The following is a 26,471-nucleotide window of genomic DNA, read 5'->3' on the forward strand; positions in this document are numbered from 1 at the left end:
CCAGAATGGTGTCGCCGGGCTGGATCAGCGCCTGGAACACGCCCTGGTTGGCCTGCGAACCCGAGTTCGGCTGGACATTGGCAAAGCCACATCCGAACAGCTGCTTGGCGCGGTCGATGGCCAGATTCTCAGCGATATCAACGAATTGGCAGCCACCATAGTAACGACGACCGGGGTAACCCTCGGCGTATTTGTTGGTCATCACCGAGCCCTGCGCATCCATCACGGCAGCAGAGACGATGTTCTCGGATGCGATCAGCTCGATCTCGTCGCGCTGGCGACCCAGCTCGGATGTGATCGAGCCAAACAGCTCGGGATCACGGTCGGCAAGGGATTGGGTGAAAAAACCGTCGGTGCGGTGTGGGGCATTCACGGGGCAAATCTCCTGTATGAGCCTGTGAAGCTTAAACGGCTGCACAGGCGTTCGTTTGGATATCCAGAGGGCGTCAGATCACCCGGTCACGCGGTTCGCGGCCTTCAAAAAAGTCGCTCAGGTTGTCCAACACGCGGAACCCCATCGCTTCGCGCGCCTCACGTGTGGCGCTGCCAAGATGAGGCAGCATCACAAGGTTGTCGCATTGCAATAGGTCGGGGTTGATCCGTGGCTCTCCGTCGAACACATCCAGCGCTGCGCCTCCGATCATGTCGAAGGTCAGGGACTGTATCAGAGCGCGCTCATCGATTACCTCGCCACGGGCCGTGTTGATCAGGAACGCATCAGGCTTCATCAGGTCCAGACGGCGCGCATTGATCAGGTGGCGATTTGCGGCGCCCCCGGGGCAGTGCAACGAGACAAAGTCGCACTGCGGCAACAACTCATCAACCGTGTCCACCTGCGTCGCATTGCACTTGGCAAGAGTGTTCGGCGCAACTTGGCTGCGATTGTAGACAAGGATATCCATTCCGAACCCGTGATGAGCGCGGCGGGCCATTTCCTGCCCGATGCGGCCATAGCCGATGATACCCAGCGTTTTGCCACTGACTTTGGTGCCGACCAGATGCGTGGGGCGCCAGCCGCTCCAGTTGCCAGCGCGCAGTTCGCGTTCGCCTTCACCGGCACGCCGCGCCACCATCAGCATCAGCGTCATGGCGATATCAGCAGTGCATTCGGACAGCACGTCGGGCGTGTTTGTCACGGTCATGCCCAGCCCGCGCGCCGACGGCTCGCAGATGTGGCTGTATCCAACGCCATAATTGGCGAGGATTTTCGTCTGTGCACCGGGCACATCCAACGCCTCGGCGCTGAGCGTATCGGTGACCGTGGGCAGGACGGCGTCATGGGACTTCAGCGCCTGCCGGATTTCGGCCGGGGACATCGGTTTGTCACCGGTATTCAGAACCGCGTTGTAGTTCTCGGCCAGCTGCGCCTCGACGGCGGCTGGCCAGCGACGGGTAACCAGAACCGAAGGTTTGACCATCACGCAGCCTCCATCACGCGGGCGATCGTTTCACCGATCACGGCAGGGTTTTCCGCAACAGTCACACCAGCAGCCGAGAGGATCTCAACCTTTTCGCTGGCGCTTTCGCCAAAGGCCGAGATGATTGCCCCGGCGTGCCCCATCGTTCGACCTTTGGGCGCGGTCAGACCGGCAACATACGCGATGACGGGCTTTGTGATGTGGTTACGGATATATTCAGCAGCTTCAGCTTCCTGCGGGCCGCCGATTTCACCGATCATCGCGATGACATGGGTGTCTTCGTCTTCTTCGAACCGCTGCAGGATGTCCTTGAACGACGAGCCGTTGATCGGGTCACCCCCGATACCGACGCTGGTCGACACGCCGATGCCGCGCTCTTTCAGTTGCGCCGCGGCCTCGTAGCCCAGCGTTCCGGACCGGCCGATGATCCCCACGTGCCCGGGCAAGTAAATGTGCCCCGGCATGATCCCCAGCAGGGCTTTGCCGGGCGAGATCGTACCGGCACAGTTCGGTCCGGTCAGGACCATGCGTTTCTCTTTCGGGTAGCGATACATGTACCGCTTTACCCGGATCATATCCTGCGCCGGGATACCGTCGGTGATGCAGACACAGTAACGGATACCGGCATCTGCAGCTTCCATGATCGAGTCCGCTGCGAAGGGTGGTGGCACGAAGACAAGGCTGGCATCGGCGCCAGTGGCTTCGACGGCTTGTTTGACGGTGTCAAAGACGGGCACGCCTTCGACGGTTTCGCCGCCCTTGCCGGGCACAACGCCGCCCACGACGTTGGTGCCGTATTTCAGCATGTCCTTGGTATGGAACCGCGCCATACGGCCGGTGATGCCCTGAACGATGACACGCGAGTCGCGATCGAGAAGAATGCTCATTACACAGCCCTCATCTTGGTGCCTTGAGTAAGGTCGTTTTTCCATGCGCCCACGGCGCGTTCTGCGGCTTCCATCAAAGTAGTTGCCCGAATGATGGGTAGACCGGATTTGGCAAGGATTTTTTGGCCCTCTTCCACATTGGTTCCGGCCAGTCGCACGACCACAGGGATATCGAGTTCAAGTTCCTTCAACGCCTGAACGACTCCTTCGGCCACCCAGTCACAGCGGTTGATACCGGCGAAGATGTTGACGAGGATCGCCTGCACGTTGCTATCCGACAGAACCAGCCGGAAGGCCTTGGCCACGCGCTCGGGTGAGGCACCGCCACCGATGTCGAGGAAGTTGGCAGGCTCACCTCCGGCCAGCTTGATCGTGTCCATCGTCGCCATCGCCAGACCGGCGCCGTTGACGATGCAGCCGATGTTGCCGTCCAATCCGACATACGACAGGCCACGGTCAGCAGCGCGGCTTTCACGTGGGTCTTCCTGGCTCTTGTCGCGCAGCTCGGCGATCTGCGGGTGGCGGAACAGGGCGTTGTCGTCAAAGCTCATCTTAGCGTCCAGCGCCAGCACGCGGTCGTCGCCGGTGATGACCAGCGGGTTGATTTCAACCATGGTCGCGTCCAAATCGCTGAAGGCGGCGTAGCAGCCTTGCAGCGTGCGCACCATGTGCTGGATCAGCTTGGGTTCCAGCCCCAGTTTGAACGCGATCTCGCGGGCCTGAAATTCCTGCAACCCAACCGCAGGTTCGACAATCGACCGAACGATGCTTTCGGGGCGGTTGGCCGAGATGTCCTCGATCTCCATCCCGCCTTCCGATGACGCGACGATCATGACTCGCTGGCTGGACCGGTCCAGCACGAAGCCCAGGTAAATCTCGCGATCAATCGGCACAGCGGCTTCGACATAGACGCGGTAAATGCCTTTACCCTCCGGGCCGGTCTGGTGCGTGACCAGCTTGCGCCCGAACAGATCATCGCAGGCCTGATAGATCTCGTGCTCGGTGTTGCACAGCTTGACGCCACCGGCCTTGCCGCGCCCCCCAGCGTGAACCTGTGCTTTGACAATCCACTTGTCGCCGCCCAGTTCGCGTGCCCGATAGGCCGCTTGCTCGGGGCTGTAAGCCAACGCGCCCGAAGGCACGTCGACACCGAAATTCGAAAGAAGCTCTTTCGCCTGGTACTCATGAATATCCATCTGCAATCCTCCCGTTCATGCAGTGCTATTAAGCAGCGATCGATGTGCCGTAGCGGCTTTCCAGTAAGGCCTCGATTGCGTCGTGATCGACCTCTTCGCCCAATTCGCGCAGCGCCTCGGCAAATAGGCGAACAATCCGGCTGACGGCTTCGCGGTTCAGCTGATTGAGGATGCCAATGCGCACTTGAACAGGTGCGCTGAGCGTCGGCCAGATACCGAAACCCCGTGCCCGGCAGTTCTGTACCAACTCCATCTCGCGCCCCGCCAATTCAGGCGGCAGGTTCAAGACGATAAGGCTCGGCATGTCCGAGGTGACCTCGCACCCCATCTCAATCACGGCGTCGCGCAGAACCTTTTCATGGGTGCGGTAGGACATCGACCGTTTTGCCAGACCTTCTTGCAGGGTCAGGCGCAGGGATTCGTGGAAAGCCGCAACCGCGTATCCCGAATGGGTTCGGTGATAGGTGCCTTTTTCCACGTCCTGACCATCGACGATACCCCAATGGCGGGCTTCAAAGATCGGGTTGTGGACGTAGGTATAAGCGCCGGAGGTTTTCAGAGATTCGATATAAGCATCCGTAAAGCTGACTGGCGCATAGGTCAGCGGCAAGCAGCACAGCCCCTTCTGCGGGCAGGAAGCCCAGCCTGCGATGCCGGGATAATCGTCGATTGAAAAATCATCGACGCCCAAGGACGAGACGGCGTCGATCAACCCCATCACACCATGACGTTCGCAGGCATCAGAGAATCCTTGCAGATCGTTGATGCGGCCCGAACCTGTTTCCCAATGTGCCATGAAGGCCCATTTCGGCTGGTGCCCTGCCAAAGCGGCTTCAACCAGTTCACCTGTCACCGGCTGGCCGTGCGCAACCTCGATCACGGTGACGCTGGCGGCGTGCGGGTCAAGTGGGTTGGCGGCATGTTCTTCAGGCGTCGCAGCCTTAATCCGCAGTGTCAGCGCATCGATGCCCGAGAAGGTGCCGTTGGTGAAGGCAACCACCCTGTCGCCTGGCATCACGGCCGAGAACATGGTGTCTAGTGCGCTCCAACCGGTGCCAGCGACCGCGAAGGTATATGCGTTTACTGTGCCCCAGATCTTGCGCAGCATGTGCTTGCATTCGATCATCCCCCGCAGCACGTCGGCTTGCATATGGTCCGCAACCCCCGCATTGGCAAAAGCATGCAGAACGCGGGCGTCGGTATTGCCCGGCCCCGGACCAGCAGCAAGGGTCTCGGGGATTTCGAGCGGTGGGAAGATCTGAAAGGTCATCGTAAGACATCCTCGGCAGTTGGTCGGCCGCAGTGGCCTGTTGTGTTACATTGCCGAATAGAAAACGCTGACTTGTTCTATTACGCAACGTAACTTACTACTGCTTTAGGATGGCTAAAAGAATGGGTAAATACCCATCCTTTTGGGTAAAAATACCGAGGTATACCGATTTTGATCCTGCCCTTATGGGTAGGTTTTTGGGAAAATAGGGCAAATCAGTTGACTGCTACCGCTAACGCTCCAATCGATGTCATGCTGGCCGACAGCAATCCGCTGGTTCTGTCCGCAATGTCCGAAATATTCGAACGCGACCCGCGATTCTCGCTCGTGGCCACCTCGGCCACGGCCGAAGGGTTTCTTGGAACCGTGATGCGTGTTCCAGTTCAGGTCGGCGTGGTGGACTGGAACCTGCCGGTACTGGGCGCGGCCAAGTTGATCGAAGTACTACGCGAGCAAGCCAATGCACCGCGGTTTGTCGTTTATGGCGACGCGACGGGCGAGATACCCCGGTTGGCAATGCAGGCAGGAGCCGCAGGGTTTGCTGCCCGATCTGGAGAGGTTGAGGGACTGCTTGAAACCTGCGCTGACGTAGCAGCAGGCAAGATGGTTTTCCCGTTTATCGACGTTCGGAAAATGCAGCAGGATCCGATTCAAAGCCTGTCGCGCAAAGAACGCGCGATCCTTGAAGCGCTGGCACAAGGTATGTCCAACCGTGAGTTGTCAAAAGAGCTGGAGATTTCGACGAATACCGTGAAATTCCACCTTTCAAACATCTACGAAAAACTGGCGGTCAAAAACAGAACGCAAGCAATTGCCCAATTCTATTCGGCGCGGTTACCCAAGGAATAAACAGTTCGGCTATAGCCTTGACTCAATCTTTGGCGTTGAAGGTCGTTTATCTTGGTTCACGCGTTTGAAGGGCATTAATGGGCAGGGGAGCAAATCCTTTGTTCATTGAGTTCATAACCGACTTTGATTGAAGATTTTCGTTGCGCATGTCGAGTGCATAGCGGCTGACGCGGTCGGCGGCGGCGCGGATTATACATGTTTAAAGCAGAATGGCATGATACCCGTTCATCTTCGGCACTACCGTGTCCGCGAAAAAATGTGCTTAGTCTCGCTATGGATTCTCGATGATGCACGACCCAGCCAATCCGCGTAATTCGTTGCAAAGAACGGAGTGCTGACCTTCACTTCATTCCGTATCTCCGGCAGCCGTTATGGCGATAAGGGCCATTACGAAAGATAGTTGAACCAGAGTTTTGTTTGCGAGTGTCCAACCTTTGAAATATTCAACCGCAAGACTGCCCGGTACTCCTGGAATGCATTGGCGCAGCCCGATCCCAGTATAACCGCGAGTTATCCGATGCCAACCAAAGATTGTTTTGCGGACACACCCTCCATTCCTATTCTCCCGCCAAGTTGGACGTTTCCAAAATAACGGGAGGTTATCGTGAAAAATGTGAAACCCGCAGACTTCGTGCCTGAGTTCATCCGTGAGATGGCGGAAGGGACGCGGCGGTCTGGCAATGAAATGCAAAGACGAGAGTTTCTGGCGCTAGCCAGCACCTTTGGTGCGTCTTCAGCCTTGGCTTACGGCCTGCTTGGCATGCCAGCCCCTGCCGCAGCGTCCACGGGCGAAAAACAGCAAGGTGGAACCGCTCGGGTTCAGCAACTGGTCTACGCGCTCAAAGAACCCAGAACCTGGGCGTTTGCCGAGAACGCGAATATTTCGCGTGGCTGGTTGGAATATCTGGTCCAATACAACAATGATGCCACCTTTGAGGGCAAGCTTCTGGAAGGCTGGGAGGTTTCAGAAGACGCGAAGACCTATGTTCTAAATCTCCGCAAAGGCGTGAAGTGGAACAATGGCGACGACTTTACAGCGCAAGATGTCGCCCGCAACATCGAGGGCTGGTGTGATAAGTCCGTCGAAGGGAACTCGATGGCTGGCCGGTTTGCGACGCTTATCGACAGCGAGACTGGTAAGGCGATTGAAGGCGCCATCGAAGTGGTCGATGACCATACCGTTCGTCTGAACCTGCCCAACCCCGACATCACACTGATCGCCGGCATGGCGGATTATCCTGCTGCAATCACGCATGCCGACTATGTTGAAGAGAACGCGCTGTCGGCACCTATTGGCACTGGGCCCTACAAGCTTGAAAGCCATACTGTCGGTGAAAAAGCCGTTCTTGTTCGCAATGAAGATCATGAATGGTGGAATGCCGGAAACGGCGCATGGATGGATCGCATCGAATTCATCGACTATGGAACCGAAGGGGCTTCTTGGCTTGCGGCGGCAGATGCAGATGAAATCGACACGACCTTTGACATCGACGGTGGAAACATCCAGCTGTTCGAGACGCTTGATGGTTGGAAACGCTTTGACATCGTAACGGCAACAACACTGGTTGCGCGCCCCAATCAGCAGACTGAGGTTGACGGCAAGAAGCCCTATGAAGATGTGCGGGTACGGCGCGCGCTGCAAATGGCGGTCGACAACACTGTGTGTCTGGAACTTGGTGTCGACGGAAACGGGCTTGTCGCCCAGAACCATCACGTCGGACAACCGCACCCAGACTATGTCGACATTGGTTCAACACCGCTTGATCCAAGCGCCGCGGTGGCACTGCTGGAAGAAGCCGGCATGGCGGACTACGAGCACGAGCTGTTTTCTCTGGAAGCCGGGTGGAGACGGGATACAGCAGACGCGATTGCTGCACAGCTGCGCGATGCGGGTATCAAAGTCAAACGCGCAATCCTGCCTGCCAGCTCGTTTTGGAACAACTGGTCGAAATACCCCTTCAGCGTGACGGATTGGTATCACCGCCCGTTAGGTGTGCAGGTATTGGCGCTTGCGTATCGTTCTGGCGAAGCATGGAATGAGACCGGTTTTGATAATGCCGAGTTCGACGCCACGCTCGCTGAAGCGCTTGCAATTGCGGACCCTGAGAAGCGTAAGGACGTTGTCGCCAAGTTGGAACAGATCATGTTGGACGAAGGGGTTATCATTCAGCCGTATTGGCGCACGGTGACCAACTTCTCCAAAGAAAATCTGTTTGGTGCAGACCACCACATAACGTTCGAGATCAAACCGCACGAGCTGTATTGGGCGGGATAACTCGAAGGACAGGCCGCTCCCGCTGGTCCTTCATCTGCTCCGGGGTCGGGTTCGTCCCGCCCCGGAGTTCGCATTATTCTCGGAGCTGTTGGGGTTCCTCAAGAAATCAAAGGATAGCAAGGCAGGAGCTGAGCATGGGCCAGCCCCCGAGGTCTATTGCGGCGGGCTTTTAGATCAGAATGGCCTGCTGTAACGTATACATGCTTCAGCGCAGTTACTGCGTCTCAGCCAGCGCTTTGGCTTTTTCATATTCGTCCAACAATGGACGCATCATTTCCGTGTCGTAGATAACTTTCTCCAACCACCTTCTTAGCGGAAACGTTTCGCCTTCGGCGATCATCGCCGCGAGAGTTTCGAGGATTTCCTTCTCTTCATCGAATTGCTCGATCGCAGCGTTGCCAGCGGCCTGATAGACCATCATATGCGGCCCGAAGGGTCCGCCGAGGTCCAGGTTTTCCTGTAGCGTGGCCAAGCTCTCCTGATAGTTTCCGGCGTGGAATTGTGAAACGCCCAGAATATTCCTGTAGGGTCGCCGGATACTTAGGGGATCAAGGCTTAACGCGCGCTGCAAGGGTGTGATCGCTCGTTCCGGCTTGCCTGCGTACAGAAGGAACATTCCCAGATAACCATGCGCCAGGCTGGAGCTCGGCTCTTGCTCGACGGCACGTTCACCGTAGTCAATTGCCGGTTGCGGATTGCCCATCAAGATTTCAAGAATTCCCAACGTCAACAGGGCGCGAACGTTTGCCTGATCCTTTTCCAATGCGCTTTCAGCACACTGTCTGATTAGACCGCGCGTTTCATCCGTGTTTGCAGCAAGTCCAAACCAGGTTCTATGCGCTTCCGCGAATGCCAGCCCGGCATAACCGTGCGGAGCGTCCGGTTCCAACCGCACTACGCGCTGCAATAAGGTGTGTGCGGCGTCAAACCGCGATGGATCGCTCGGCGGGTGTATGATGTCCAATGCCTGCTGATAGAGGATTCTGGCGTCCCGGCGGGTCCACCGCGCGTCTTCCATCCTCGAAGTCAGTTCGGGGAACAATTCGATAGAGAAAGTCGAGCTGATCTCGCGTGAAATCTCAGTCTGAGTATCGAACCGGTCAGTTGTTTTATAATCGAACCGCTTGGCCCACATTTCGCCCCGGCTGTCCACGTCGACGAGGCCGATATTCAACCGATAGCCATCCGTCATGGTTTGCAGGCTGCCGCGCAAAACATGGGTCGCACCCAGCTTGCGCCCTTCATCGATCAGATCGACTGCCCCGTCGGAAAGCTCGGCTGTCGACGCGTAAGAGATCACACGCAACCCCTGCACGCGTGCCAGGTCAGTTGTGATATCTTCGGCTATGCCTCGGGCCGCTACAGATGTGACCGCGCTGTTTCCCAATGGATTGAACGGCATCACGGCAACGACCGGTAAATCCCCCCAAAGGTCATCCACTGTGGTCGCCTGATCGGTAGAAGGGTTTTCAGATTCGAAACTTTGGAACAACATGAAACCTGTCACAGCCACCAGCAGCGTCAACAAAAGCAACACAACCCAGTTCGGAGCGCGCCAACCGGTTCTGCCGCGTTTGCCTGTCCGCTCCGGAGCACGAGACGGCGCTGAAGATACATCTCGAAATTCAAACGAAGGAACGTATGATCCTTTGGGAATGGTAATTACCAGCGGATCGTTGCTTCCGTCCGTCAGGTAATAGTGTTCCAGCTCGCGCCGCAAACGGCGCGCTTCCAGGCGTACTACGGGGTCCGTGGTCGCGTCGAAATCCTCGGAACGGCCCAGAACAGAAACGCCAATCGAATATCCTTTCAGCCGGTCAGCACGCCCGGCCAGTGTTTCATCGACGATGTATTTGAGGAACGCACGTCGGCGGTCATTCGCACCAAACTGAGAACTCTCAAACATACGGTCGAGCTGTTCGTCTATGGCTGCCTGTTCCAGAGGCTGCGCAGACTTCTGCTCGGATAGCTGACTTTCCATTGCAGTATCTGTCGGCTGTGTTCGTTCCATCCAAACTAATCAAACAGTACCCGGGTTATTCGGGTCACGTCCAGTATTACATTCAAACAAAAGAATTTTTAACGTTCGATACACGTTCAGAACATGTTCGGTACACCAGTTCGTGGGTCACGGGTGTTAATTTGGTGTCTCCATGGGATGTCCCAGCGGACATACCACTGGAAACAGAGTCTCACTGATGGCCGACGGTCTTTGCAGGGAGGGGAGCAAGTGGAAAATTTTCTTGCTGCCGGATGTTCCGAACTGGTGAAACAATCACCCAACGATGAATTCACGATCGTGTCTTTGTCGCGGAGCGACCCAAAGTTTCAGGCTATTTGTCGTGACTTCGGCGAGGCAGTGACCGCGTACCACAACTTTCAGGCACAGGGGGAATACGGGCAAGCCCGAGCGGTCGAATATCACCAGATTTGCGAGGATCTGAAGCTCGAACTGATGGAATACGTCAACCGGTCCATGGTCGGACCCAAGGCGCAGGGTCACCATTGATGCAACACGACCGACGCCCAAACAGGCAACTTGCCCGATGTCGCGACCTGATTTCCAGCATGCAAGGAGGGGGGAATGACTAAACAAACCTGCAAGACGCTTCTTATTGCGCTGTCAATCGTGCTCGGCCACATACCCTTCGCACTAGCGCAGGACGCTGAAGCACAGGAATGCAAAGCGCTATTCGTGCACAACGCCGGTTCGGTGTCGATGACTGGCGACACGATAACCATGGAAGATGTCAGCCCCATCGTCACATTCTTCTGTGACAGGCCGGTGCGGTATGCGGGTGTGCAAAGCATACAGGGCTTTCTGGATATGGTGTCCGAAGGTGAGGACAGCTTTGCCGAGGACCCGCCCAACGCCGTACTGACCATTGTTGCGAATGGCGAGCAGCCTGTCGATGTGGTCGTTGAATTGTCGCAGCGGCCCCAGAACGATCAGGGAACGATGACTTATCCCGGCGTCAAGCTCATCAAGGGTGACATGCCGAAAACCACAGGCCCGGGCACGTTGTTCATCGACCATTTCGGTCGACCAATGTCGCCTGGGTCGGTGGCCGGCGTCCATCGTCGGCATGATCGTCGCGAGGTCCGTCATTGCGCCGCCGACAATCCCGATAACCCAAACGATCTTTGCAATTGCGGACCCGGCCTCGTCTGCAACTGAGACAGGAAAAATGATGGAGGAGAAAATGTTTTTTTACATTGGTAGAAGATTTAGGAATGTGGCCTTGGCGTGCACCGCTGTGGTCACGGTTTTTGGCTCGGCGGCCGTTTACGCCGAAAACCTGCCGACCGGGCGCACCGCAACGCAGATCAGTGACGAAGAATATCCCGCCAGCTATTTCCCAAATACGGAAATTCTGGGGACCGATGAAATGCGGATCACCGCCTTGGGAACCGGTATGCCGAACCAGACCAAGGCTGCGGTGTCCATTTCGTTTCTTGTCGAGCTTGGCAACGGCGATGTGTTCCTGTTCGATGTCGGCATGGGCTCGATGGGCAACCTGTTCTCACTCCGGCCTGACTTTTCGAAGATTGACAAAGTATTCATCAGCCACCTGCACGTCGACCATGTCGGCGACTTTATGGGGCTGCACATCGGAAGCTGGCTGTCTGGCCGCTATACCCCGTTGCGGATATTTGGGCCGACCGGATCGACCCCGGAATTGGGCATCAAGGCTTTTGTCGAAAACAGCCAGAAAGCCTACGCCTGGGATCTTGAAGGTCGCACAGGCGCATTGCCGGACGATGGCGGCAAAATCGAAGTGACGGAATTCGACTACATGCAGGAAAACGAGATCGTATATGAGGAAAATGGCGTTACGATCCGATCCTGGCCAGCCATTCATCTTCTGGATGGATCGGTGAGTTATTCTTTGGAATGGAACGGGTTGAAGTATGTCTTTGGCGGCGACACCTATCCGAATAATTGGTACGTGAAATACGCCAAAGGCGCGGATATCGCATCGCATGAAGCCTTTCTGCCACCGAAAGCGCTGGCACCCTATTTTGGTTGGACCCTTGGCCAAGCGACGTATGTTTCGACACGCGTTCACACCGAACCAGCGGCCTTTGGCAAAGTCATGGCCGAAGTGCAGCCTCGCCACGCGGTGGGTTATCACTCGGTGCTTTCGCCCGAGAATTATCAGGCAATCCTGGAAGGCATTCGTACAACCTATGACGGAGACCTCACGCTTACGCGCGATCTGACTGTTATCAACGTCACCAAGGACAAAATAATAGTGCGCGAAGCGTCAGTGGATGAATACGCGCTGCCCCCGTCGGTAACACAGGCGTACAATGACGCGCCGCGGTCTAAAGAGAAGAAACCGTCTGACAAGATACTGGCCGGGAAATGGAAAGGGTACACCCCGCCGAAAATGCCGGATGACAAATGATCCCGGTTTAGAAGGCGCATCCCGACGGGGGCGCCTTTCTTGAAATCTCAAGGTGTTTGCAACGGATTAAAATTCGGGCCGAAGACACCCATCGAAACCCAGGAACCAAAGGTCGCTATGCCTCTGTCCGATTGAATGAGGGTAGCCGATCCGAGGAATGAACGGATTGATGATCACCTTTGCCAAAACTCTGATATTCAAACTGGCCCGACTAGGCGTTTTGCTGCCGGTTGCCCTGGTCGCACTGGCATGCTGTCCGGCTGCGGCGGCAGACGACTCGGAACTGGCCAAGCAACTGTCGAACCCGCTGGCGTCGCTGATCTCGGTTCCGTTCCAGTTCAATTACGACACCGGATACGGCAGCGAAGATGGCAATCAGACAACTCTGAACATTCAACCCGTTATACCCTTTTCCCTGAACGATAATCTAAACCTGATCACGCGGACGATCATTCCCTACAAATGGCAAAACGATGTTTCCGGTGAGTCCGGCAGCAACCATGGTTTCGGCGATACAACGGTAAGCCTTTGGTTCAGCCCGACCAAATCGTCGTTCACATGGGGCGTCGGGCCTATCTTCTATTTGCCCACATCCAGTAACCGTGAACTGGGCGTGGGCGAATGGGGCGGGGGTATAACTGGTGTCGTGCTGGTTCAGGAGGGGCCGTGGACCATCGGCGGGTTGGGCAACCACATCTGGTCCTTTGAAAGTGACGACATCAATTCAACCTACCTTCAGCCCTTTCTGGCGCACACCACCAAGGACGCCTGGACTTTCACGGTGAATTCCGAATCCACCTATGACTGGACCACGGATGAGTGGACCGCTCCGGTGAATCTTATGATTTCAAAGCTAGTCAGGTTTGGGGAACAGCGCGTGTCGCTGCAGGCCGGCGCGCGCTACTACCTGGCATCTCCGGCCTCTGGCCCCGACGGTTGGGGTGCGCGGCTGTCAGCGACACTAGTATATCCGAGATAATTGAAGAGGAGACGTGACACCGTTTTTGATCCATGACGATATTATCAGGACATATCAAATTCTTGTTGACGGTGCTGGTGGTTTCCGCCCTTTCAACTGCCGTAAAGGCCAACGTGATCCCATACAGCGGGGCTGAAGTCGCAAAAAATATCGCGGTGTTTCGAATAGAAGACGAAGGCATTCGACTGGAACTGGAAATCCATCCCGAGGATTTGGCTGTTTTTGAACGCTCCTTTCCGTTGAAGCCTGTATCAGAGTCCCTTGCGGCTCCGGCCAGATACGATCAGTCATCAGGCGGGTATCCGGAAAGCCTTCTAGTCGCTCGCGTTGACGGGAAGCCGCTGCCGTCTGATCTGATCCGCGTGGAACGCCGACAGAGAATTGACCGGGCTTCGCCATTTGCCGGAAAACCTGACCCCCTCACCGGAAGACCAATCCCCGGACCACCTGAAAACCCAGAGGTCATATATCTTGAGGCGTTCTACAGTTTTGAGGGCGCGCGACCTGAGACTTTTATCATTCGCCCTCCATATACCGATGATGGACCACCCGCGGCATCAATAGGGTTCATGGTTTTTGACCGCCATGTCCCGGTCACGCGGTTTGGTTTTCTGAACAAAGACATACGACTGGCGATCAACTGGCCCGATCCGTGGTTGACGGCTTTCGCGAACCCAAACCTCAATCGTCCGTCACAAAGTGGCACGACCTCTTTCCTGTATGTGGCACCGCGTGAAGTCCGGCATGAAGTTCTCATCCGTGTTCGGGAACTCGCGCCGTGGATTGAGCAGGAGTTTACGACAGGTATCAGGCTGGAACCCGCGCTGCAGTCGCAGATCTTATCTGCTGCGTTAGAGGCGTTCAAAACCCGAAATTCGCTGAGTATCTCGGGAAAGATCGTCTCACCTACTTTGGCTAGTGGAGCATTTCTGACGTTAAGCGAGCGAGGGTTTCAAGTCGTTGAAGGCCATCCGAAGCTTATAGCCGACACGACGTTTGTCGGTGTGACACTGACCTATCCGATCTCGGAACTGCCGACCAAAGCGTCAATCAATTGGGACATGTTTGACGATACGATCCAGAAAGTCCCGATAACGCTGACTGACGTTGCGGGTCCGTTTTTTGCCTGGGCAACACCGGACGAACCTGTTGTCACATGGACCAATCATCTGAAACGATATGACAATCCCGAGGTAGCGCCGGTTCGAGCAACGGGCATCTTTGCTGTCCCGTTGTGGACAGCGTTGGCTGTTGTCCTGTCAGCTGGTGCAGGCGTAGTCGCGTTCCGATCATCCAAAAAACCGATACGTGTTGGGTGTGTGGCGCTTTCAACAATGTCTCTTTTTGCAGGCATCGCTTTTTCAGGGACGCACGCAATTCCTGTCCTAAGCCCGATCTCTGGCCAATCTGACGGCCAGGTTGCAACCAGTGCAATATCCCGACTTTTGACCAACACGTATGTGGCCGCTCTCGAAGTGTTTCCCGAAGAGCGAAAGAAAGCGCTTGAACCTATCGTCACCGAGGCATCGCGCACTGATGTGGCGGCTGAGCTGGAAACCAGCCTGACGATCCGGGTGCCAGGTGGCGGACGCGCGCAAATCGTCGATGTCAGGGATGTCGTCATTGTTGATGGCAACATGACCCGCAGAGGAATGTTCGAAGGCGTCGTAGAGTGGCGCGTCGACGCTCGGGCCGGTCATTGGGGGCATGATCACCGTCGGCGCGTCGATTATCGCGCCCGGATAGAGCTTCGGCCTGACCGAGGAAACTGGGTTCTCACCGCCATCACAGTGTTGGAGGCACGTTCACCGGATGTCTGATCGTATGCGAAATATCCTGCTGATTTGTGTAACCGCCTGTCTGATCGTCTCTGCGGTCGCAAGCCAGGCGCATTTCCTTCTGAACCTCAATGTGCGCGTCTTTCATGTTGAACACAAAGATGACGGGCTCCGCATCTTTCTGCGCGTGCCGATGCCCTACCTTGTGGCGGACAAAACCGGCGAACAGGGCACAGATGGCCTTCCGTCAGCGGCACCTTTTACCACAAACGCCTTTGAGAACGACCGGGTGGTTCATTTTGTCAACTTCGCCGAAATGGCTACCGACCCGCTTGGGCTAGGTCAAATCGCTGAGGCGGGTACGGTCTTAAAGATTCGAGAGGCGCAGGTTCCTGGCACCGTTGAATCTGTTTCGATCCATCGAGTGGGCGAAGAACCTGGCTTTGCAACTTTGAATGAAGCCAAACAGGCTGTATCTCAGGGCTCGACCCTGCAAGACAACCCGCCTGCCTATGTCGGTGACGTGGTTGTGGATATTGTAATAAACTACCACTTCGGGCAGGCACCTTCGACCTACGCTCTCACAAGTCTTCTGGACCCTGGCTTGCCGGACCAGGAAATGACCGCGAACCTCATCCTGGATTACGGTTCCGGCGATCCACTTGTTTTTCGTACCCGCGGGCTGATGAAGGACCCAGTCGAGATCTCGCGATCCAGAATAGCAGGGGTCGCAACGTTTGTCTGGGAGGGCGTGCGCCACATTCTGGAGGGCATTGACCATGTTCTGTTCGTCGTTTGCCTTGTCATCGGAGCACACGGGTTGCATGCGCTTCTATGGCGGGTCACCGGCTTCACGGTTGGTCACAGCGTTACACTGTCGCTTGGGTTCTTTGGATACGTACCATCGGGCGCATGGTTTGTCCCATTCGTGGAAACAGGTATCGCCTTGTCCATCATATATGCGGCATTCTTGGCGGTGTTGGAGGGCAACTCAGACACAGGCTCCAATAGAAAAGTCTTCGTTATTACCGTCCTGATGGGCCTATTGCACGGTCTGGGCTTCAGCTTCGTTCTGCACGAAATATTGCAGGTGACGTCCCCAAATATCTGGCAGAGCCTACTGGCCTTCAACATCGGCGTTGAGGTTGGCCAGCTTGCGATTGTCCTGGTAACGTGGCCGCTTCTGTCCTTGTTCACAAGGCTCGGTCCGACCCTGGAGTTGTCGTTGAGAATGGTGATCGCGATTGGGTGTGGTACGGTTGCCAGCTGGTGGGCTTTTGAACGCGGCAAATCCTTTTTCGAGTTGCTATTTATTTAAACTCTCAAGCACCAATCCAGAGATCATGCCTTTTCGACGTTTGGAATATCGAAACTCTGCAAAGTCTAAGTCTGCATTGTTCGGGCATAGAAGACTTGTACAGGTTCTCTTGCGGAATTTCTTCCAGATCGGGATAGGCCACGCCGTTCAATACAAAAATACCGACTGGTAGGATCCCGTCTTTCAGATACTGCGCGCAGATGGTCTATTGAAACTTTTGCAGAATTAGTATACCGCCGCATACAAACATGTGCCGGAGCGGGTCAAACCTCCACAAACCCGGCGCAAAACGTCACCGAAAGCAGATAGCCGGAACAGCCATGAGCCTTTATACAGACTACTTAGCCGAGATCGAAACCCGCAAAGAACAGGGGCTGCATCCCAAGCCCATCGACGACGGGGCTCTTGTAAAAGAGATTGTCGCTCAGATCAAAGATGCAGGGAATGAACATCGCGATGAGTCGCTGAACTTCTTCATCTACAATACGCTGCCGGGCACAACCAGCGCTGCAGGTGAAAAGGCCAAGTTCCTGAAAGAGATCATTCTGGGCGAATCCGTGGTCGAGGAAATCTCGGTGCCCTTCGCGTTCGAGCTGCTGTCGCACATGAAAGGCGGCCCCTCGGTTGAAGTTCTGCTGGATCTGGCGCTGGGTAACGATGCGGCGATTGCCGGGCAGGCCGCTGAGGTTCTGAAATCTCAGGTCTTCCTGTATGACGCGGACACTGATCGACTGAAAGCAGCCTTCGAGGCCGGCAACGCGGTGGCCAAAGACGTTCTGGACAGCTATGCCAAGGCTGAATTCTTCACCAAGCTGCCCGAAATCGAAGAAGAAATCGAAGTCGTGACTTATGTCGCGGCCGAGGGTGACATTTCGACCGACCTGCTGTCGCCGGGCAATCAGGCGCACTCGCGGGCTGACCGGGAACTGCACGGCAAATGCTTTATTTCCGATAAAGCGCAGCAGGAAGTTGAGGCGCTGAAGCTGCAACATCCGGGCAAGCGCGTGATGCTGATCGCTGAGAAGGGCACCATGGGCGTGGGCTCGTCTCGGATGTCGGGTGTGAACAACGTGGCGCTTTGGACCGGCAAGCAGGCTAGCCCTTATGTGCCTTTCGTCAACTTCGCTCCGATCGTGGCAGGCACCAACGGTATCTCGCCGATCTTTCTGACCACCGTGGGCGTGACCGGCGGTATTGGCCTTGATCTGAAGAACTGGGCCAAGAAGGTGGACGAAGACGGCAAGGCGATCCTGAACAACGATGGCAATCCGGTGCTTGAAGAGAAGTACTCGGTCGCAACCGGCACTGTTCTGAAGATCAACACCAAGAACCACAAGCTGTTGAGCGAAGATGACGACGAGCTGGTGGACGTGTCCTCGTCCTTCACGCCGCAAAAGGTGGAGTTCATGAAGGCGGGTGGCTCATACGCCATCGTTTTCGGTAAGAAACTGCAGACATTCGCGGCCGAAACGCTAGGCGTCGAAGCGCCTTTGGTCTTTGCCCAATCGAAAGAGATCAGCCACGAAGGTCAGGGCCTGACTGCGGTTGAGAAGATCTTTAACAAGAACGCTGTTGGCACGACGCCGGGCAAGACCCTGCATGCAGGTTCGGACGTACGTGTGAAGGTCAACATCGTCGGCTCGCAGGACACCACCGGCCTGATGACCATGCAGGAACTTGAGGCGATGGCCGCAACCGTTGTGGCACCCAGCGTTGATGGTGCTTATCAGTCGGGTTGTCACACTGCTTCGGTTTGGGATGCCAAGGCGCAGGCCAACACGCCGCGTCTGATGAAGTTCATGAACGATTTCGGCCTTGTCACCGGTCGGGACCCGAAAGGTGTCTATCATTCAATGACCGACGTGATCCACAAGGTGTTGAACGACATCACCGTGGATGATTGGTCGGTCATCATCGGCGGCGACAGCCACACCCGCATGTCCAAAGGCGTGGCCTTTGGGGCGGACTCGGGCACCGTGGCGCTGGCGCTGGCCACCGGTGAGGCGTCGATGCCGATCCCGGAATCGGTCAAGGTGACCTTCAAGGGTCAAATGGCCGAGCACATGGATTTCCGCGACGTCGTGCACGCCACCCAGGCGCAGATGCTGGAACAGCATGGCGACAACGTGTTCCAGGGTCGCGTGATCGAAGTGCACATTGGCACGCTGCTGGCGGATCAGGCATTCACCTTCACAGACTGGACTGCTGAGATGAAAGCCAAGGCCTCGGTCTGTATCTCGAATGACGAGACGCTGGTTGGTTCGCTGGAACTGGCCAAGTCGCGCATCCAGATCATGATCGACAAGGGTATGGAGCATGAAAACGGCATGCTGCAAAAGCTGATCAACATCGCGGACGCTCGCATTGCTGAGATCAAGTCGGGTGAAAATCCCGCTCTGCGTCCTGACGAGAATGCGAAATACTACGCTGAGGTTGTCGTCGATCTGGACCAGATTGTCGAGCCGATGATCGCGGACCCGGACGTCAACAATGCGGATGTGTCCAAGCGGTACACCCACGACACGATCCGCCCGATCTCGTACTACAATGCTGAAAAGCACGTGGATCTGGGCTTTGTCGGCTCGTGCATGGTGCACAAAGGGGACATCAAGATCGTTGCCCAGATGCTGAAAAACCTGGAAAAAGAAACCGGCAAGGTCGAATTCAAGGCCCCGCTGGTGGTCGCGGCTCCGACCTACAATATCATCGATGAGTTGAAGGAAGAGGGCGACTGGGAAGTGCTCGAGAAATACTCGGGCTTCGAATTCGACGATCTGTTCCCGAAAGAAAAGGCGCGCACCGAGTACGAGAACATCCTGTACCTCGAACGCCCCGGCTGTAACCTCTGCATGGGTAATCAGGAAAAAGCCGCTAAGGGGGATACGGTTCTGGCCACGTCGACCCGTCTGTTCCAAGGCCGCGTCGTGGCGGATGCGCCGGACAAGAAAGGCGAAAGCCTGTTGGCCTCGACCCCGGTTGTTGTGCTGTCGGCGATCCTGGGCCGGACGCCGAAGATCGAAGAGTACAAGGCTGCGGTCGAAGGTATTGACCTGACCAAGTTTGCGCCGCCCGTAGTACCGGGCAACACCAACTCGGCGCATTTCTAAGACGTTTCAGGCCGGTTCAAAGCGAACCGGCCTGTGCTTTTTCCGATTGCGGATATTCTTATCCGGTTCCGATACAGGATCAGTTAAACACCAGTGCCTTGACTGGCAGCAGGATGGCCTGCGCCCTCAAAACGATGGCGTTTGCAATCCCCATCCCATCGACGATCCGCGCGATGAAGGCAGAGAATCCTGTGATTTCTCCGGCCTCGAGTTCCTGCGCACGGCTGGTATAGGCGACGCCGACACAAGCGCTACCGGGAGGGATGTGGTCCAGATGCGCCGGAAAGATCGGCGCAAGAAAGGCCGTCACCGTGCCGGGACGGGCGCGGTCCTGTTGATCCACCAACGCGTCGCCGGGTCGGAATTGCCCGGCTGCGATGGCGTCCTGCACCTCATCAACGACCATCGGGATAATCGTCAGGGGTTTGGCGGGGCACGTGATTTCTACCAGCATGCCGGGTTTCAGCACACTCACCGAGATTTGCCCGAACGCGGCCACGAAGCGCCCTTGGCCTGTGACCTCGGGCACCAGAATACCGGCAGGCCGCAGGATAGGATTCACGATGTCGCCCGGTTTCAGCAGGAACTGCGTCACAGTGCCGTCAACTTCGGCAAAAACCGTGGATTTCTCAATTTCAGCCTCAGCCTCACGCAGGGCGGCCCTGGCGGTTTCCTGTTGCGCTGGCAGTAACGTGCTCTGGCGCAGCTTGATCCCGTCGAGCGCTGCAATTGCCGCAGCGCGCTGACTATCGGCGCGCGAGACCGCCGTTTGCAACCGTTCAAGTTCCTGTTCACTGACGGTTGCATCATTGCGTTCAGCCAGTGACTGGCGGCGGGTCAGATCATCCGATGCCTGCCGGAATTCGGCCTCGGAAGCCTCGACCTGCGCCTGTGCTCCGGTGATGTCGGTTTCAATCACGCCGAGGGCGGCGTCTATTTCGTCAATCCGGCGGCGGGCGGTTTCAGCGGCTGCCTCTTGTCGGGTGGTATCCAGCCGGAAGATGGCCTGTCCGGCGGTCACGGTTTCATTGTTGGTCACATAGACTTCGGCCACCCGGCCGGCGCGGTCTGACAGGATCGTAACAGTGCGAAAGGCGGCCGAGACGTTGCGGGTGGAAGGGTGGAAATAGAAAATGACCGTGATCAGGGTCACGGCCAGAATTGCGCAAGCGGTCAGCCCCCAGCGCAGCTCGTACCAGATGTTGAACAGGGTAATCTCATGTCCCCACCGTTTGCCTTGTTTATATCGTCGATAGAGGTAGTCCGGGACAATCGTGATCAGGGCTGAGAACAGGAGCTCAAGCATCGTCCTGACCTGCCTTTATGTGCAAAGGGAAGATTTCGTGGAGAGGTACGGCGGCGATCAGAATCGCGGCAATCCAGAACGCGTTGTTCAGGGTGAACAGCGAAATCAGGCCCAAAACGCCGACCAGTTGCATTTGCACTTTGTGCGCCCCTGCCGCCATCCTGTCAGGGATGGCTTGAATGGTGAAATAAAGCGCGCCGAACCCAAGCAGCACAAGCACAAGAAGCACGCCGACCGCAATTAGGAAACCGTCAGTTTCACCTGGCGGCGTGACCCAGAAGGGCAGCCGGGCCAGGGCTTCATCTGAAATAGAGCTGTCCATCTGCGCCCCCGTTTTCTCAATGATACGCGGACATATTCAGCAAAATCAATGTTTTTGCCGGAGTAAGGTTGCGCTTAAACGTTTAAGCAACGGTCGAAACGTCCCGCATTTGAATAATCTGATACTGCGGTTGTTATCTATTGGGTGCTGTGTGCAGTCCGGTACTGGCGATCCTGCGTTGCACGCACGGATCGTCGGAATTTCCGAGTCCTTGCCGGATGGATTTCGGGCCTCGTCCGGGACCCGCCAGTCTCTTACGCCAGTAAGGCGGGATCTGCGTCCTGTGATAACAGTTCCTGGACCAGAGGATTTGGAAAACGGCGGCGTAGGGTGACGGCGTAAAAGCTTTCTTTGATGCGCGGATGCTCTTTTGCTTCGACCAATCGTCCCGAGGTCAGTTCGTCCGTCACCACGATGGGGGCCACAAGGGCCAGTCCAATATCCTCGCGCGCGAGAAGACGCATCATTGCCATGTCGTCCACTTCGGCAGCGATCTGTGGGCGCTCGGACATTCGGCTGGCCATTGCGTCAAACGCGGTGCGTACACTGTTGTCCGTGGTGGGCAGGATGAATGGCTGCGTTTGCAACAGCTCTTTGATTGGACGTTCCGGGGCCAGTCGATCAGGCGTGCCAACGATGCTGACGGGTTGTTCGGCGATCTGATGAGTTTCAAACGGCGTCAGACTGTCATCCGGAGGGTGCCGGTTCATCAGGACGAGATCCAGATTCAGTGCCTCCAGCCCCTCCATCAACTCGGTCGGGCTGCCGGATCGCAGGATCACCTCAACATCCATGCGCGACAGAATGGGGCGCAAAAATCCGATCTGAAAGTTGCGCGACAGGGTTGCCAGCGCTCCGACCCGAAGGGCCTTGCGGGATTGAACGGTCTCAGTCAGCGTGGCGACAAGTTCTTGCCCTGTTGAGAAAATCGCATCCGCATGGTCCAGCGCAATGCGTCCTGCTTCGGTCAGATATAACTGCCGCCCACGACGTTCGAACAGGTCATGTCCCAGCCGTTCTTCCAATTGTTTGATCTGCACCGACAAGGCCGATTGCGACAGGTTCAACCGTTGCGCTGTGCGGGTCAGGTTCCCGTCATGGGCAACGGCCCAGAAATACCGCAGGTGATGATAATTCAGAGGCATATCGTTCTAATTAATAGAATGAAATCTCAATAACAATGAATTTTTAATGGCATTGAATCTGTCCTAACTGACATTCCCAGACTTAAGACGCAGGGATTGCCGCCATGTTCTACCTCTATTTTCCGCTATTCAGCCCGTTGATCCTGATCGCCGCTGCGATCTATGCCGGGCGTCATCCGGGTTTGCGCCCGGGGCGGGTACCAAAACTGGCTGAACTTGCAGGGTTCGGCGCCTTTCTGGCGGCGGCAGTGTCGGCAGTGATGCTGGTGATAAACGGTTCCGGCACCTCTGCTCTGATCGGACTGTTTGGAGTAGGCCTATCGGTGCGTCTGGATGCTGTTAGCGCGGTGATGCTGGTATTGGTCAGCTTTATCGGCTGGATCGTTTTACGCTATTCGGCCACCTACATGGATGGCGAAGCGCGGCAGGGCTTGTTCACCAAATGGATGGCATTGGCGCTGGCTTCGGTCCTTTTGCTGGTGATGTCGGGCAACCTGATCCAGTTGCTGGTCGCCTGGACCACCACCAGCCTGGCCCTGCATAAACTGCTGCTGTTTTACCCCGAGCGTGCAACAGCCCAACGCGCGGCACGTAAAAAGGCGCTTGTGGCCCGGCTGAGCGAGGGCGCGTTAGCCGCAGCCATAGTCTTGCTGATCGTTGCGTCTGGCACCACTGATATCCACACGATCCTGACGACGGTTCAGGCCAATTGGATGACCGTTGCGGCGGCGTTGTTGATCGCTGTGGCGGCCGTACTGGCCTCGGCCCAATTCCCGGTGCATGGCTGGCTGACTGAGGTGATGGAGGCCCCAACACCGGTTTCGGCCCTGTTGCATGCGGGTGTGATCAACGCCGGTGGTTTCTTGCTGATCCGCTTTGCCGATGTGATGCTGGCCGCACCCGGAGTGATGGCCTTGCTGGTGATGCTGGGCGGGTTCACCGCGTTGTTCGGGGGCTTAGTAATGCTGACGCAGCCCGCGGTTAAGACTTCGCTTGCATGGTCCACGATTGCCCAGATGGCATTCATGGTAATGCAGTGCGGCCTTGCGCTGTTCCCGCTGGCACTGCTGCATATTGTGGCGCACTCGCTTTACAAAGCACACGCGTTCCTGAGTTCGGGTGAGGCAGTACGCAACGTGGCAGCCATCAACCGGCCCGGCCCGATCGCGGTGCCCAGTGCCAGCAACGTTCTGCGCGCATTTGGCACGGCGATTGTGATCTACGCTCTGGTCGGCACGGTTCTGGGCTTTGATGGCAAATCGGTGCAGGCCATCGCCTTGGGCGTGATCCTGATCTTTGGTGTGGCCTACCTGCTGGCACAAGGCTTTGCCGATGCCGCGCCGCGTCAGTTGACGCAGCGCACAGTGGTCTATGCGTTGGTGACTTCGGTCAGCTACTTCGCGCTGCAAGTTATTGCCCAGCACCTAACCGCTGGCACGCTGCCCGCAACACCCGCGCCGGGTCCGCTGGAATGGGCGCTGATCGTGTTGGCGTTGCTGAGCTTTGGTCTGGTGGCCGTGGCGCAGGCGACCTTCCCGCTCTGGGCACCGCACCCGGCAGCGGCGGGCCTGCGGGTGCACCTGTCCAACGGCCTCTATGCCAACGCGATTTTCGACAAGCTGCTGGACGGTTGGTCCAAGCGGTCCGCAGCCTGAGAAGGAGCCTAACCGATGTTTGCCAAACTCGAATCCTACCCCGCCCCTCTGCTTGAACTGGTGACCGAGGCCAAAACAGCGGCCAAGGCGATCCCGCCGCTGTTCCCATTGTCCGCGAATGTTGCGGTGAACCCGTTCCTAGGGCAGGCGGATGAGCCGCTGGCCGTCACTTCTGCCCGTCTGGCGCGGGTTGCGGGCACACGGATCACGCCCGAGCGGTCGCATTGGGCGCAGCAGCTGGATGCCGGTGAGATCACCGAGGCCGATATTCTGGACGCGCTGTCCGCGATTAAGGGTCAGTTCAACGTTCCAAGCCTGGATGACATCATGGCAGCGGTGCGCCAGCAGGCGGACCAGCCGGAACCCCTGCCTACTGTGGCGGAGTTGGCGGCCGAGGTATCGGGCACAGACTGGCCTAGCTTGATCGAAGACAGGATCGGTATCTGGGCCGCCAGTCATTTCGATCAGGGTCAGGCGCTGTGGCAGCAGGCCCGGACGGGTGGCGCGTTCAGCGCGTGGCGTGACTACGCGACGCGCGACCTGACACCGGAAATACACGGGCTAAAAGGGTTTGGCGCTTTTGTGGCCACTACCAACCGCTCGCATTGGCGTGCGATTGGTCGGTCCTCGGAACGGCTGGGGCTTAGCACCGAGGCTGCCGCCACCGCCTATCACCGCTGGCTGAGCAGCATGGGCGGATGGGCGCAATACGCGCGCTACCTGCTGTGGGATGCCGAGCTGAACGGCAAACAGGATAATACCGTGACCGAATTGTTGGCTCTGCGCATGGTGTTTGATGAGGCGCTGTACGACCTTTACGAAGACCAGATCGCAGAGAAATGGGCCGAAGTTGTTACCGCACATGAAGCGCCGGTCACGCCCACGACCGATTTTGTCATCGACGCTATGCTGCAAGAGGCGGCCGAGCGGGCACTACAGCGCAAGCTGGCCGAACGGCTGCTGCCGGGCGTAACGCGTGCTACCGAAGGCCGCCCGCAAGTGCAGGCCGCGTTCTGCATCGATGTGCGTTCCGAAGTGTTCCGCCGCGCTTTCGAGGCGCAGGACAGTGGTATCGAAACCCTCGGCTTTGCAGGGTTCTTCGGTCTCGCCAGCGCGCATAAAGCTGCCGGTTCGGACGTGGTCGAGCAGCATGGCCCCGTGTTGCTGAAACCGGGTGTGTGCTCGCATGCGGCTGAGCCGAAAAAGGCCGATCTGACCCGCCGTTATACTGCGCGAGCCAAGCGCGCCTGGGGCCGGTTCAAGTTGGCGGCGGTGTCGTCCTTTGCCTTTGTTGAGGCAACAGGCCCTTTGTATGCCGGGAAACTGATGCGCGATGCCTTGGGACTTGGCGGCAAATCCAAAACCGATCCCGCTCCGCTTTTGGACCCGAGCCTCGATCTGGACACCCGCATTGGCATGGCGAAGACCGTTCTGACGGCGATGTCGCTGACCGAGAACTTTGCCCGGATCGTTTTGCTGGCAGGGCACGGCGCGGATGTGACCAACAACCCGCATGAAAGCGCGCTGCACTGCGGGGCCTGTGGTGGCCATGCTGGCGACGTGAATGCGCGGCTACTGGCTGGGTTGTTGAACGATGCTGAACTGCGCTCGGGGTTGCAAGAGCAGGGGATCAACATTCCGGCAGACACCGTTTTCCTGCCTGCCATGCATTATACGACAACCGACAAGGTGAGCCTTTATGAACAGGACCTACCGCACGGCGACTGGGCACTGGAGCTGGCACAGGTCAAAAAGTGGCTGGACGCGGCCGGACAGCTTGCCCGAGCCGAGCGTGCCGCTCGCTTGCCTCGCGCCAACAAAGCCACTGACATACAACGACGCGCCCAGGACTGGGCCGAAACCCGCCCCGAATGGGGCCTTGCCGGATGTCGCGCGTTCATCGCGGCCCCGCGTCATCGTACCGACGGGGCGGATTTGGCGGGGCAGGCCTTTTTGCACAACTATAACTGGCGCAAGGATGACGGGTTTGGAGTATTGGAGCTGATCATGACCGCACCTGTCGTCGTTGTCAGCTGGATCAGCCTGCAGTATTACGGCTCGACCGTCGCGCCGCAGCTGTTCGGGGGTGGCAACAAGCTGCTGCACAACGTGGTCGGCGGGATCGGAGTGCTTGAAGGCAACAACGGTGCGCCGCGTCCAGGTCTGCCGTGGCAGTCGATCCATGACGGCGAGCGTCTGCAACACGAACCGCTGCGCCTGTCGGTGATCATCGAAGCACCGCGTGAAGCGATGTCGGATATCTTGTCCCGCCATCCCGAGGTGCGCGCGCTGTTTGACAATGGATGGTTGCATCTGATTGCGATGGATGATCAGGGCAAGCTGGCCTGGCGCTATGATGGAGACCTGAATTGGTCTCCGATTCAGGCAGGCGCGGATTCCGAGCAGGCAATCGCCGCAGAATAACAAAGAAGGCGACCGAACACTGGTCGCCTTTTTTTGTTTGAGCGGGGGCTGCTCGTGCCCAAAAAACTCAGTTCGAACGCAACTTTTTTCGGTGGAGTAGGGGGAACACGTCAGCGGCTTACTCGGTTTT

General features: G+C 57.1%; 19 protein-coding genes and 1 pseudogene. 11 read left to right on the forward strand and 9 right to left on the reverse strand.

Features of this window, described 5'->3' with window-relative positions; genetic code table 11:
* The 5 genes and pseudogenes from glyA to ACR0LN_RS18850 form a co-directional block, all read right to left on the reverse strand.
* Nucleotides 1–373 (reverse strand): annotated as a pseudogene (glyA, locus tag ACR0LN_RS18830) (serine hydroxymethyltransferase); the annotation flags it as partial.
* A gap of 73 nt (nt 374–446) precedes the next feature.
* A complete protein-coding gene (locus tag ACR0LN_RS18835; RefSeq protein WP_480431846.1) occupies nt 447–1,418 on the reverse strand; it encodes a 2-hydroxyacid dehydrogenase in 972 nt (323 codons plus the stop codon).
* Complete coding sequence (gene sucD, locus ACR0LN_RS18840) at nt 1,418–2,305, reverse strand: succinate--CoA ligase subunit alpha (protein ID WP_480431847.1); 888 nt, start codon at nt 2,303–2,305, stop codon at nt 1,418–1,420. Before sucD ends, ACR0LN_RS18835 begins: the two co-directional genes overlap by 1 nt.
* Nucleotides 2,305–3,501 carry a malate--CoA ligase subunit beta gene (locus ACR0LN_RS18845; RefSeq protein WP_480431849.1) on the reverse strand — a complete coding sequence of 399 codons (1,197 nt, stop codon included), beginning with the start codon at nt 3,499–3,501 and terminating at the stop codon, nt 2,305–2,307. Before ACR0LN_RS18845 ends, sucD begins: the two co-directional genes overlap by 1 nt.
* Nucleotides 3,502–3,529: 28 nt before the next feature.
* The gene (locus tag ACR0LN_RS18850) at nt 3,530–4,771 is read right to left on the reverse strand and encodes a pyridoxal-phosphate-dependent aminotransferase family protein (protein ID WP_480431850.1); all 1,242 of its coding nucleotides are present in this window, start codon (nt 4,769–4,771) and stop codon (nt 3,530–3,532) included.
* 252 nt (nt 4,772–5,023) lie between these two features.
* Between ACR0LN_RS18850 and ACR0LN_RS18855 the strand changes: the two genes are divergently transcribed.
* The gene (locus ACR0LN_RS18855; protein ID WP_480431923.1) at nt 5,024–5,620 is read left to right on the forward strand and encodes a response regulator transcription factor; all 597 of its coding nucleotides are present in this window, start codon (nt 5,024–5,026) and stop codon (nt 5,618–5,620) included.
* 652 nt (nt 5,621–6,272) lie between these two features.
* Nucleotides 6,273–7,895: an ABC transporter substrate-binding protein gene (locus ACR0LN_RS18860; RefSeq protein ID WP_480431924.1), complete on the forward strand. Its 1,623-nt coding sequence runs from the start codon at nt 6,273–6,275 to the stop codon at nt 7,893–7,895.
* 214 nt (nt 7,896–8,109) lie between these two features.
* On the opposite strand, the gene ACR0LN_RS18865 is transcribed toward ACR0LN_RS18860, so the two are convergent.
* A complete protein-coding gene (locus ACR0LN_RS18865; protein WP_480431852.1) occupies nt 8,110–9,906 on the reverse strand; it encodes a tetratricopeptide repeat protein in 1,797 nt (598 codons plus the stop codon).
* A gap of 219 nt (nt 9,907–10,125) precedes the next feature.
* On the opposite strand from ACR0LN_RS18865, the gene ACR0LN_RS18870 reads away from it, so the two are divergent.
* From ACR0LN_RS18870 to ACR0LN_RS18900, 7 genes are all read left to right on the forward strand, one after another.
* Nucleotides 10,126–10,404: a hypothetical protein gene (locus ACR0LN_RS18870; protein ID WP_480431854.1), complete on the forward strand. Its 279-nt coding sequence runs from the start codon at nt 10,126–10,128 to the stop codon at nt 10,402–10,404.
* A gap of 75 nt (nt 10,405–10,479) precedes the next feature.
* Nucleotides 10,480–11,073 carry a hypothetical protein gene (locus ACR0LN_RS18875; protein ID WP_480431856.1) on the forward strand — a complete coding sequence of 198 codons (594 nt, stop codon included), beginning with the start codon at nt 10,480–10,482 and terminating at the stop codon, nt 11,071–11,073.
* Between the two features lie 25 nt (nt 11,074–11,098).
* Nucleotides 11,099–12,307 (forward strand): guanitoxin biosynthesis MBL fold metallo-hydrolase GntH, encoded by a 1,209-nt coding sequence (gntH, locus tag ACR0LN_RS18880; RefSeq protein ID WP_480431858.1) that lies wholly within the window; start codon nt 11,099–11,101, stop codon nt 12,305–12,307.
* Nucleotides 12,308–12,464: 157 nt separating this feature from the next.
* Nucleotides 12,465–13,286: a transporter gene (locus ACR0LN_RS18885; RefSeq protein ID WP_480431860.1), complete on the forward strand. Its 822-nt coding sequence runs from the start codon at nt 12,465–12,467 to the stop codon at nt 13,284–13,286.
* 62 nt (nt 13,287–13,348) lie between these two features.
* Nucleotides 13,349–15,106, forward strand: coding sequence for a hypothetical protein (locus tag ACR0LN_RS18890; protein WP_480431861.1), 1,758 nt, complete (start codon nt 13,349–13,351; stop codon nt 15,104–15,106).
* Nucleotides 15,099–16,382 carry a HupE/UreJ family protein gene (locus ACR0LN_RS18895; RefSeq protein ID WP_480431863.1) on the forward strand — a complete coding sequence of 428 codons (1,284 nt, stop codon included), beginning with the start codon at nt 15,099–15,101 and terminating at the stop codon, nt 16,380–16,382. The genes ACR0LN_RS18890 and ACR0LN_RS18895 overlap by 8 nt, the downstream gene beginning before the upstream one ends.
* 320 nt (nt 16,383–16,702) lie before the next feature.
* Complete coding sequence (locus tag ACR0LN_RS18900) at nt 16,703–19,489, forward strand: bifunctional aconitate hydratase 2/2-methylisocitrate dehydratase (protein WP_480431865.1); 2,787 nt, start codon at nt 16,703–16,705, stop codon at nt 19,487–19,489.
* Nucleotides 19,490–19,568: 79 nt separating this feature from the next.
* Here the strand turns inward: ACR0LN_RS18900 and ACR0LN_RS18905 are convergent, their stop codons facing one another.
* The 3 genes from ACR0LN_RS18905 to ACR0LN_RS18915 form a co-directional block, all read right to left on the reverse strand.
* Nucleotides 19,569–20,795: an HlyD family secretion protein gene (locus tag ACR0LN_RS18905; RefSeq protein ID WP_480431867.1), complete on the reverse strand. Its 1,227-nt coding sequence runs from the start codon at nt 20,793–20,795 to the stop codon at nt 19,569–19,571.
* Nucleotides 20,788–21,117, reverse strand: a complete 330-nt coding sequence (locus ACR0LN_RS18910) for a hypothetical protein (protein ID WP_480431869.1) — start codon at nt 21,115–21,117, stop codon at nt 20,788–20,790. The genes ACR0LN_RS18905 and ACR0LN_RS18910 overlap by 8 nt, the downstream gene beginning before the upstream one ends.
* Before the next feature lie 254 nt (nt 21,118–21,371).
* Nucleotides 21,372–22,262: a LysR family transcriptional regulator gene (locus ACR0LN_RS18915; protein ID WP_480431870.1), complete on the reverse strand. Its 891-nt coding sequence runs from the start codon at nt 22,260–22,262 to the stop codon at nt 21,372–21,374.
* A gap of 104 nt (nt 22,263–22,366) precedes the next feature.
* On the opposite strand from ACR0LN_RS18915, the gene ACR0LN_RS18920 reads away from it, so the two are divergent.
* On the forward strand, nt 22,367–23,917 hold the full coding sequence (locus ACR0LN_RS18920; protein WP_480431872.1) for a proton-conducting transporter transmembrane domain-containing protein: 1,551 nt from the start codon (nt 22,367–22,369) through the stop codon (nt 23,915–23,917).
* 15 nt (nt 23,918–23,932) lie between these two features.
* On the forward strand, nt 23,933–26,341 hold the full coding sequence (locus ACR0LN_RS18925) for a YbcC family protein (RefSeq protein ID WP_480431874.1): 2,409 nt from the start codon (nt 23,933–23,935) through the stop codon (nt 26,339–26,341).
* The last annotated feature ends 130 nt before the right edge of the window (nt 26,342–26,471 follow it).

This window comes from Ruegeria sp. AA6, assembly GCF_056542865.1.

Excerpts from the sequence above, each read along its gene's own strand:
- ACR0LN_RS18855 (WP_480431923.1), top strand. The coding sequence starts at position 5,024 with ATGCTGGCCGACAGCAATCCGCTGGTTCTGTCCGCAATGTCCGAAATA.
- ACR0LN_RS18885 (WP_480431860.1), top strand. The coding sequence starts at position 12,465 with ATGAACGGATTGATGATCACCTTTGCCAAAACTCTGATATTCAAACTG.
- ACR0LN_RS18835 (WP_480431846.1), bottom strand. The coding sequence starts at position 1,418 with ATGGTCAAACCTTCGGTTCTGGTTACCCGTCGCTGGCCAGCCGCCGTC.
- ACR0LN_RS18865 (WP_480431852.1), bottom strand. The coding sequence starts at position 9,906 with ATGGAACGAACACAGCCGACAGATACTGCAATGGAAAGTCAGCTATCC.
- ACR0LN_RS18920 (WP_480431872.1), top strand. The coding sequence starts at position 22,367 with ATGTTCTACCTCTATTTTCCGCTATTCAGCCCGTTGATCCTGATCGCC.
- ACR0LN_RS18895 (WP_480431863.1), top strand. The coding sequence starts at position 15,099 with ATGTCTGATCGTATGCGAAATATCCTGCTGATTTGTGTAACCGCCTGT.
- ACR0LN_RS18900 (WP_480431865.1), top strand. The coding sequence starts at position 16,703 with ATGAGCCTTTATACAGACTACTTAGCCGAGATCGAAACCCGCAAAGAA.
- ACR0LN_RS18850 (WP_480431850.1), bottom strand. The coding sequence starts at position 4,771 with ATGACCTTTCAGATCTTCCCACCGCTCGAAATCCCCGAGACCCTTGCT.
- sucD (WP_480431847.1), bottom strand. The coding sequence starts at position 2,305 with ATGAGCATTCTTCTCGATCGCGACTCGCGTGTCATCGTTCAGGGCATC.
- ACR0LN_RS18845 (WP_480431849.1), bottom strand. The coding sequence starts at position 3,501 with ATGGATATTCATGAGTACCAGGCGAAAGAGCTTCTTTCGAATTTCGGT.
- ACR0LN_RS18905 (WP_480431867.1), bottom strand. The coding sequence starts at position 20,795 with ATGCTTGAGCTCCTGTTCTCAGCCCTGATCACGATTGTCCCGGACTAC.
- gntH (WP_480431858.1), top strand. The coding sequence starts at position 11,099 with ATGTTTTTTTACATTGGTAGAAGATTTAGGAATGTGGCCTTGGCGTGC.
- ACR0LN_RS18915 (WP_480431870.1), bottom strand. The coding sequence starts at position 22,262 with ATGCCTCTGAATTATCATCACCTGCGGTATTTCTGGGCCGTTGCCCAT.
- ACR0LN_RS18925 (WP_480431874.1), top strand. The coding sequence starts at position 23,933 with ATGTTTGCCAAACTCGAATCCTACCCCGCCCCTCTGCTTGAACTGGTG.
- ACR0LN_RS18875 (WP_480431856.1), top strand. The coding sequence starts at position 10,480 with ATGACTAAACAAACCTGCAAGACGCTTCTTATTGCGCTGTCAATCGTG.
- ACR0LN_RS18910 (WP_480431869.1), bottom strand. The coding sequence starts at position 21,117 with ATGGACAGCTCTATTTCAGATGAAGCCCTGGCCCGGCTGCCCTTCTGG.
- ACR0LN_RS18860 (WP_480431924.1), top strand. The coding sequence starts at position 6,273 with ATGGCGGAAGGGACGCGGCGGTCTGGCAATGAAATGCAAAGACGAGAG.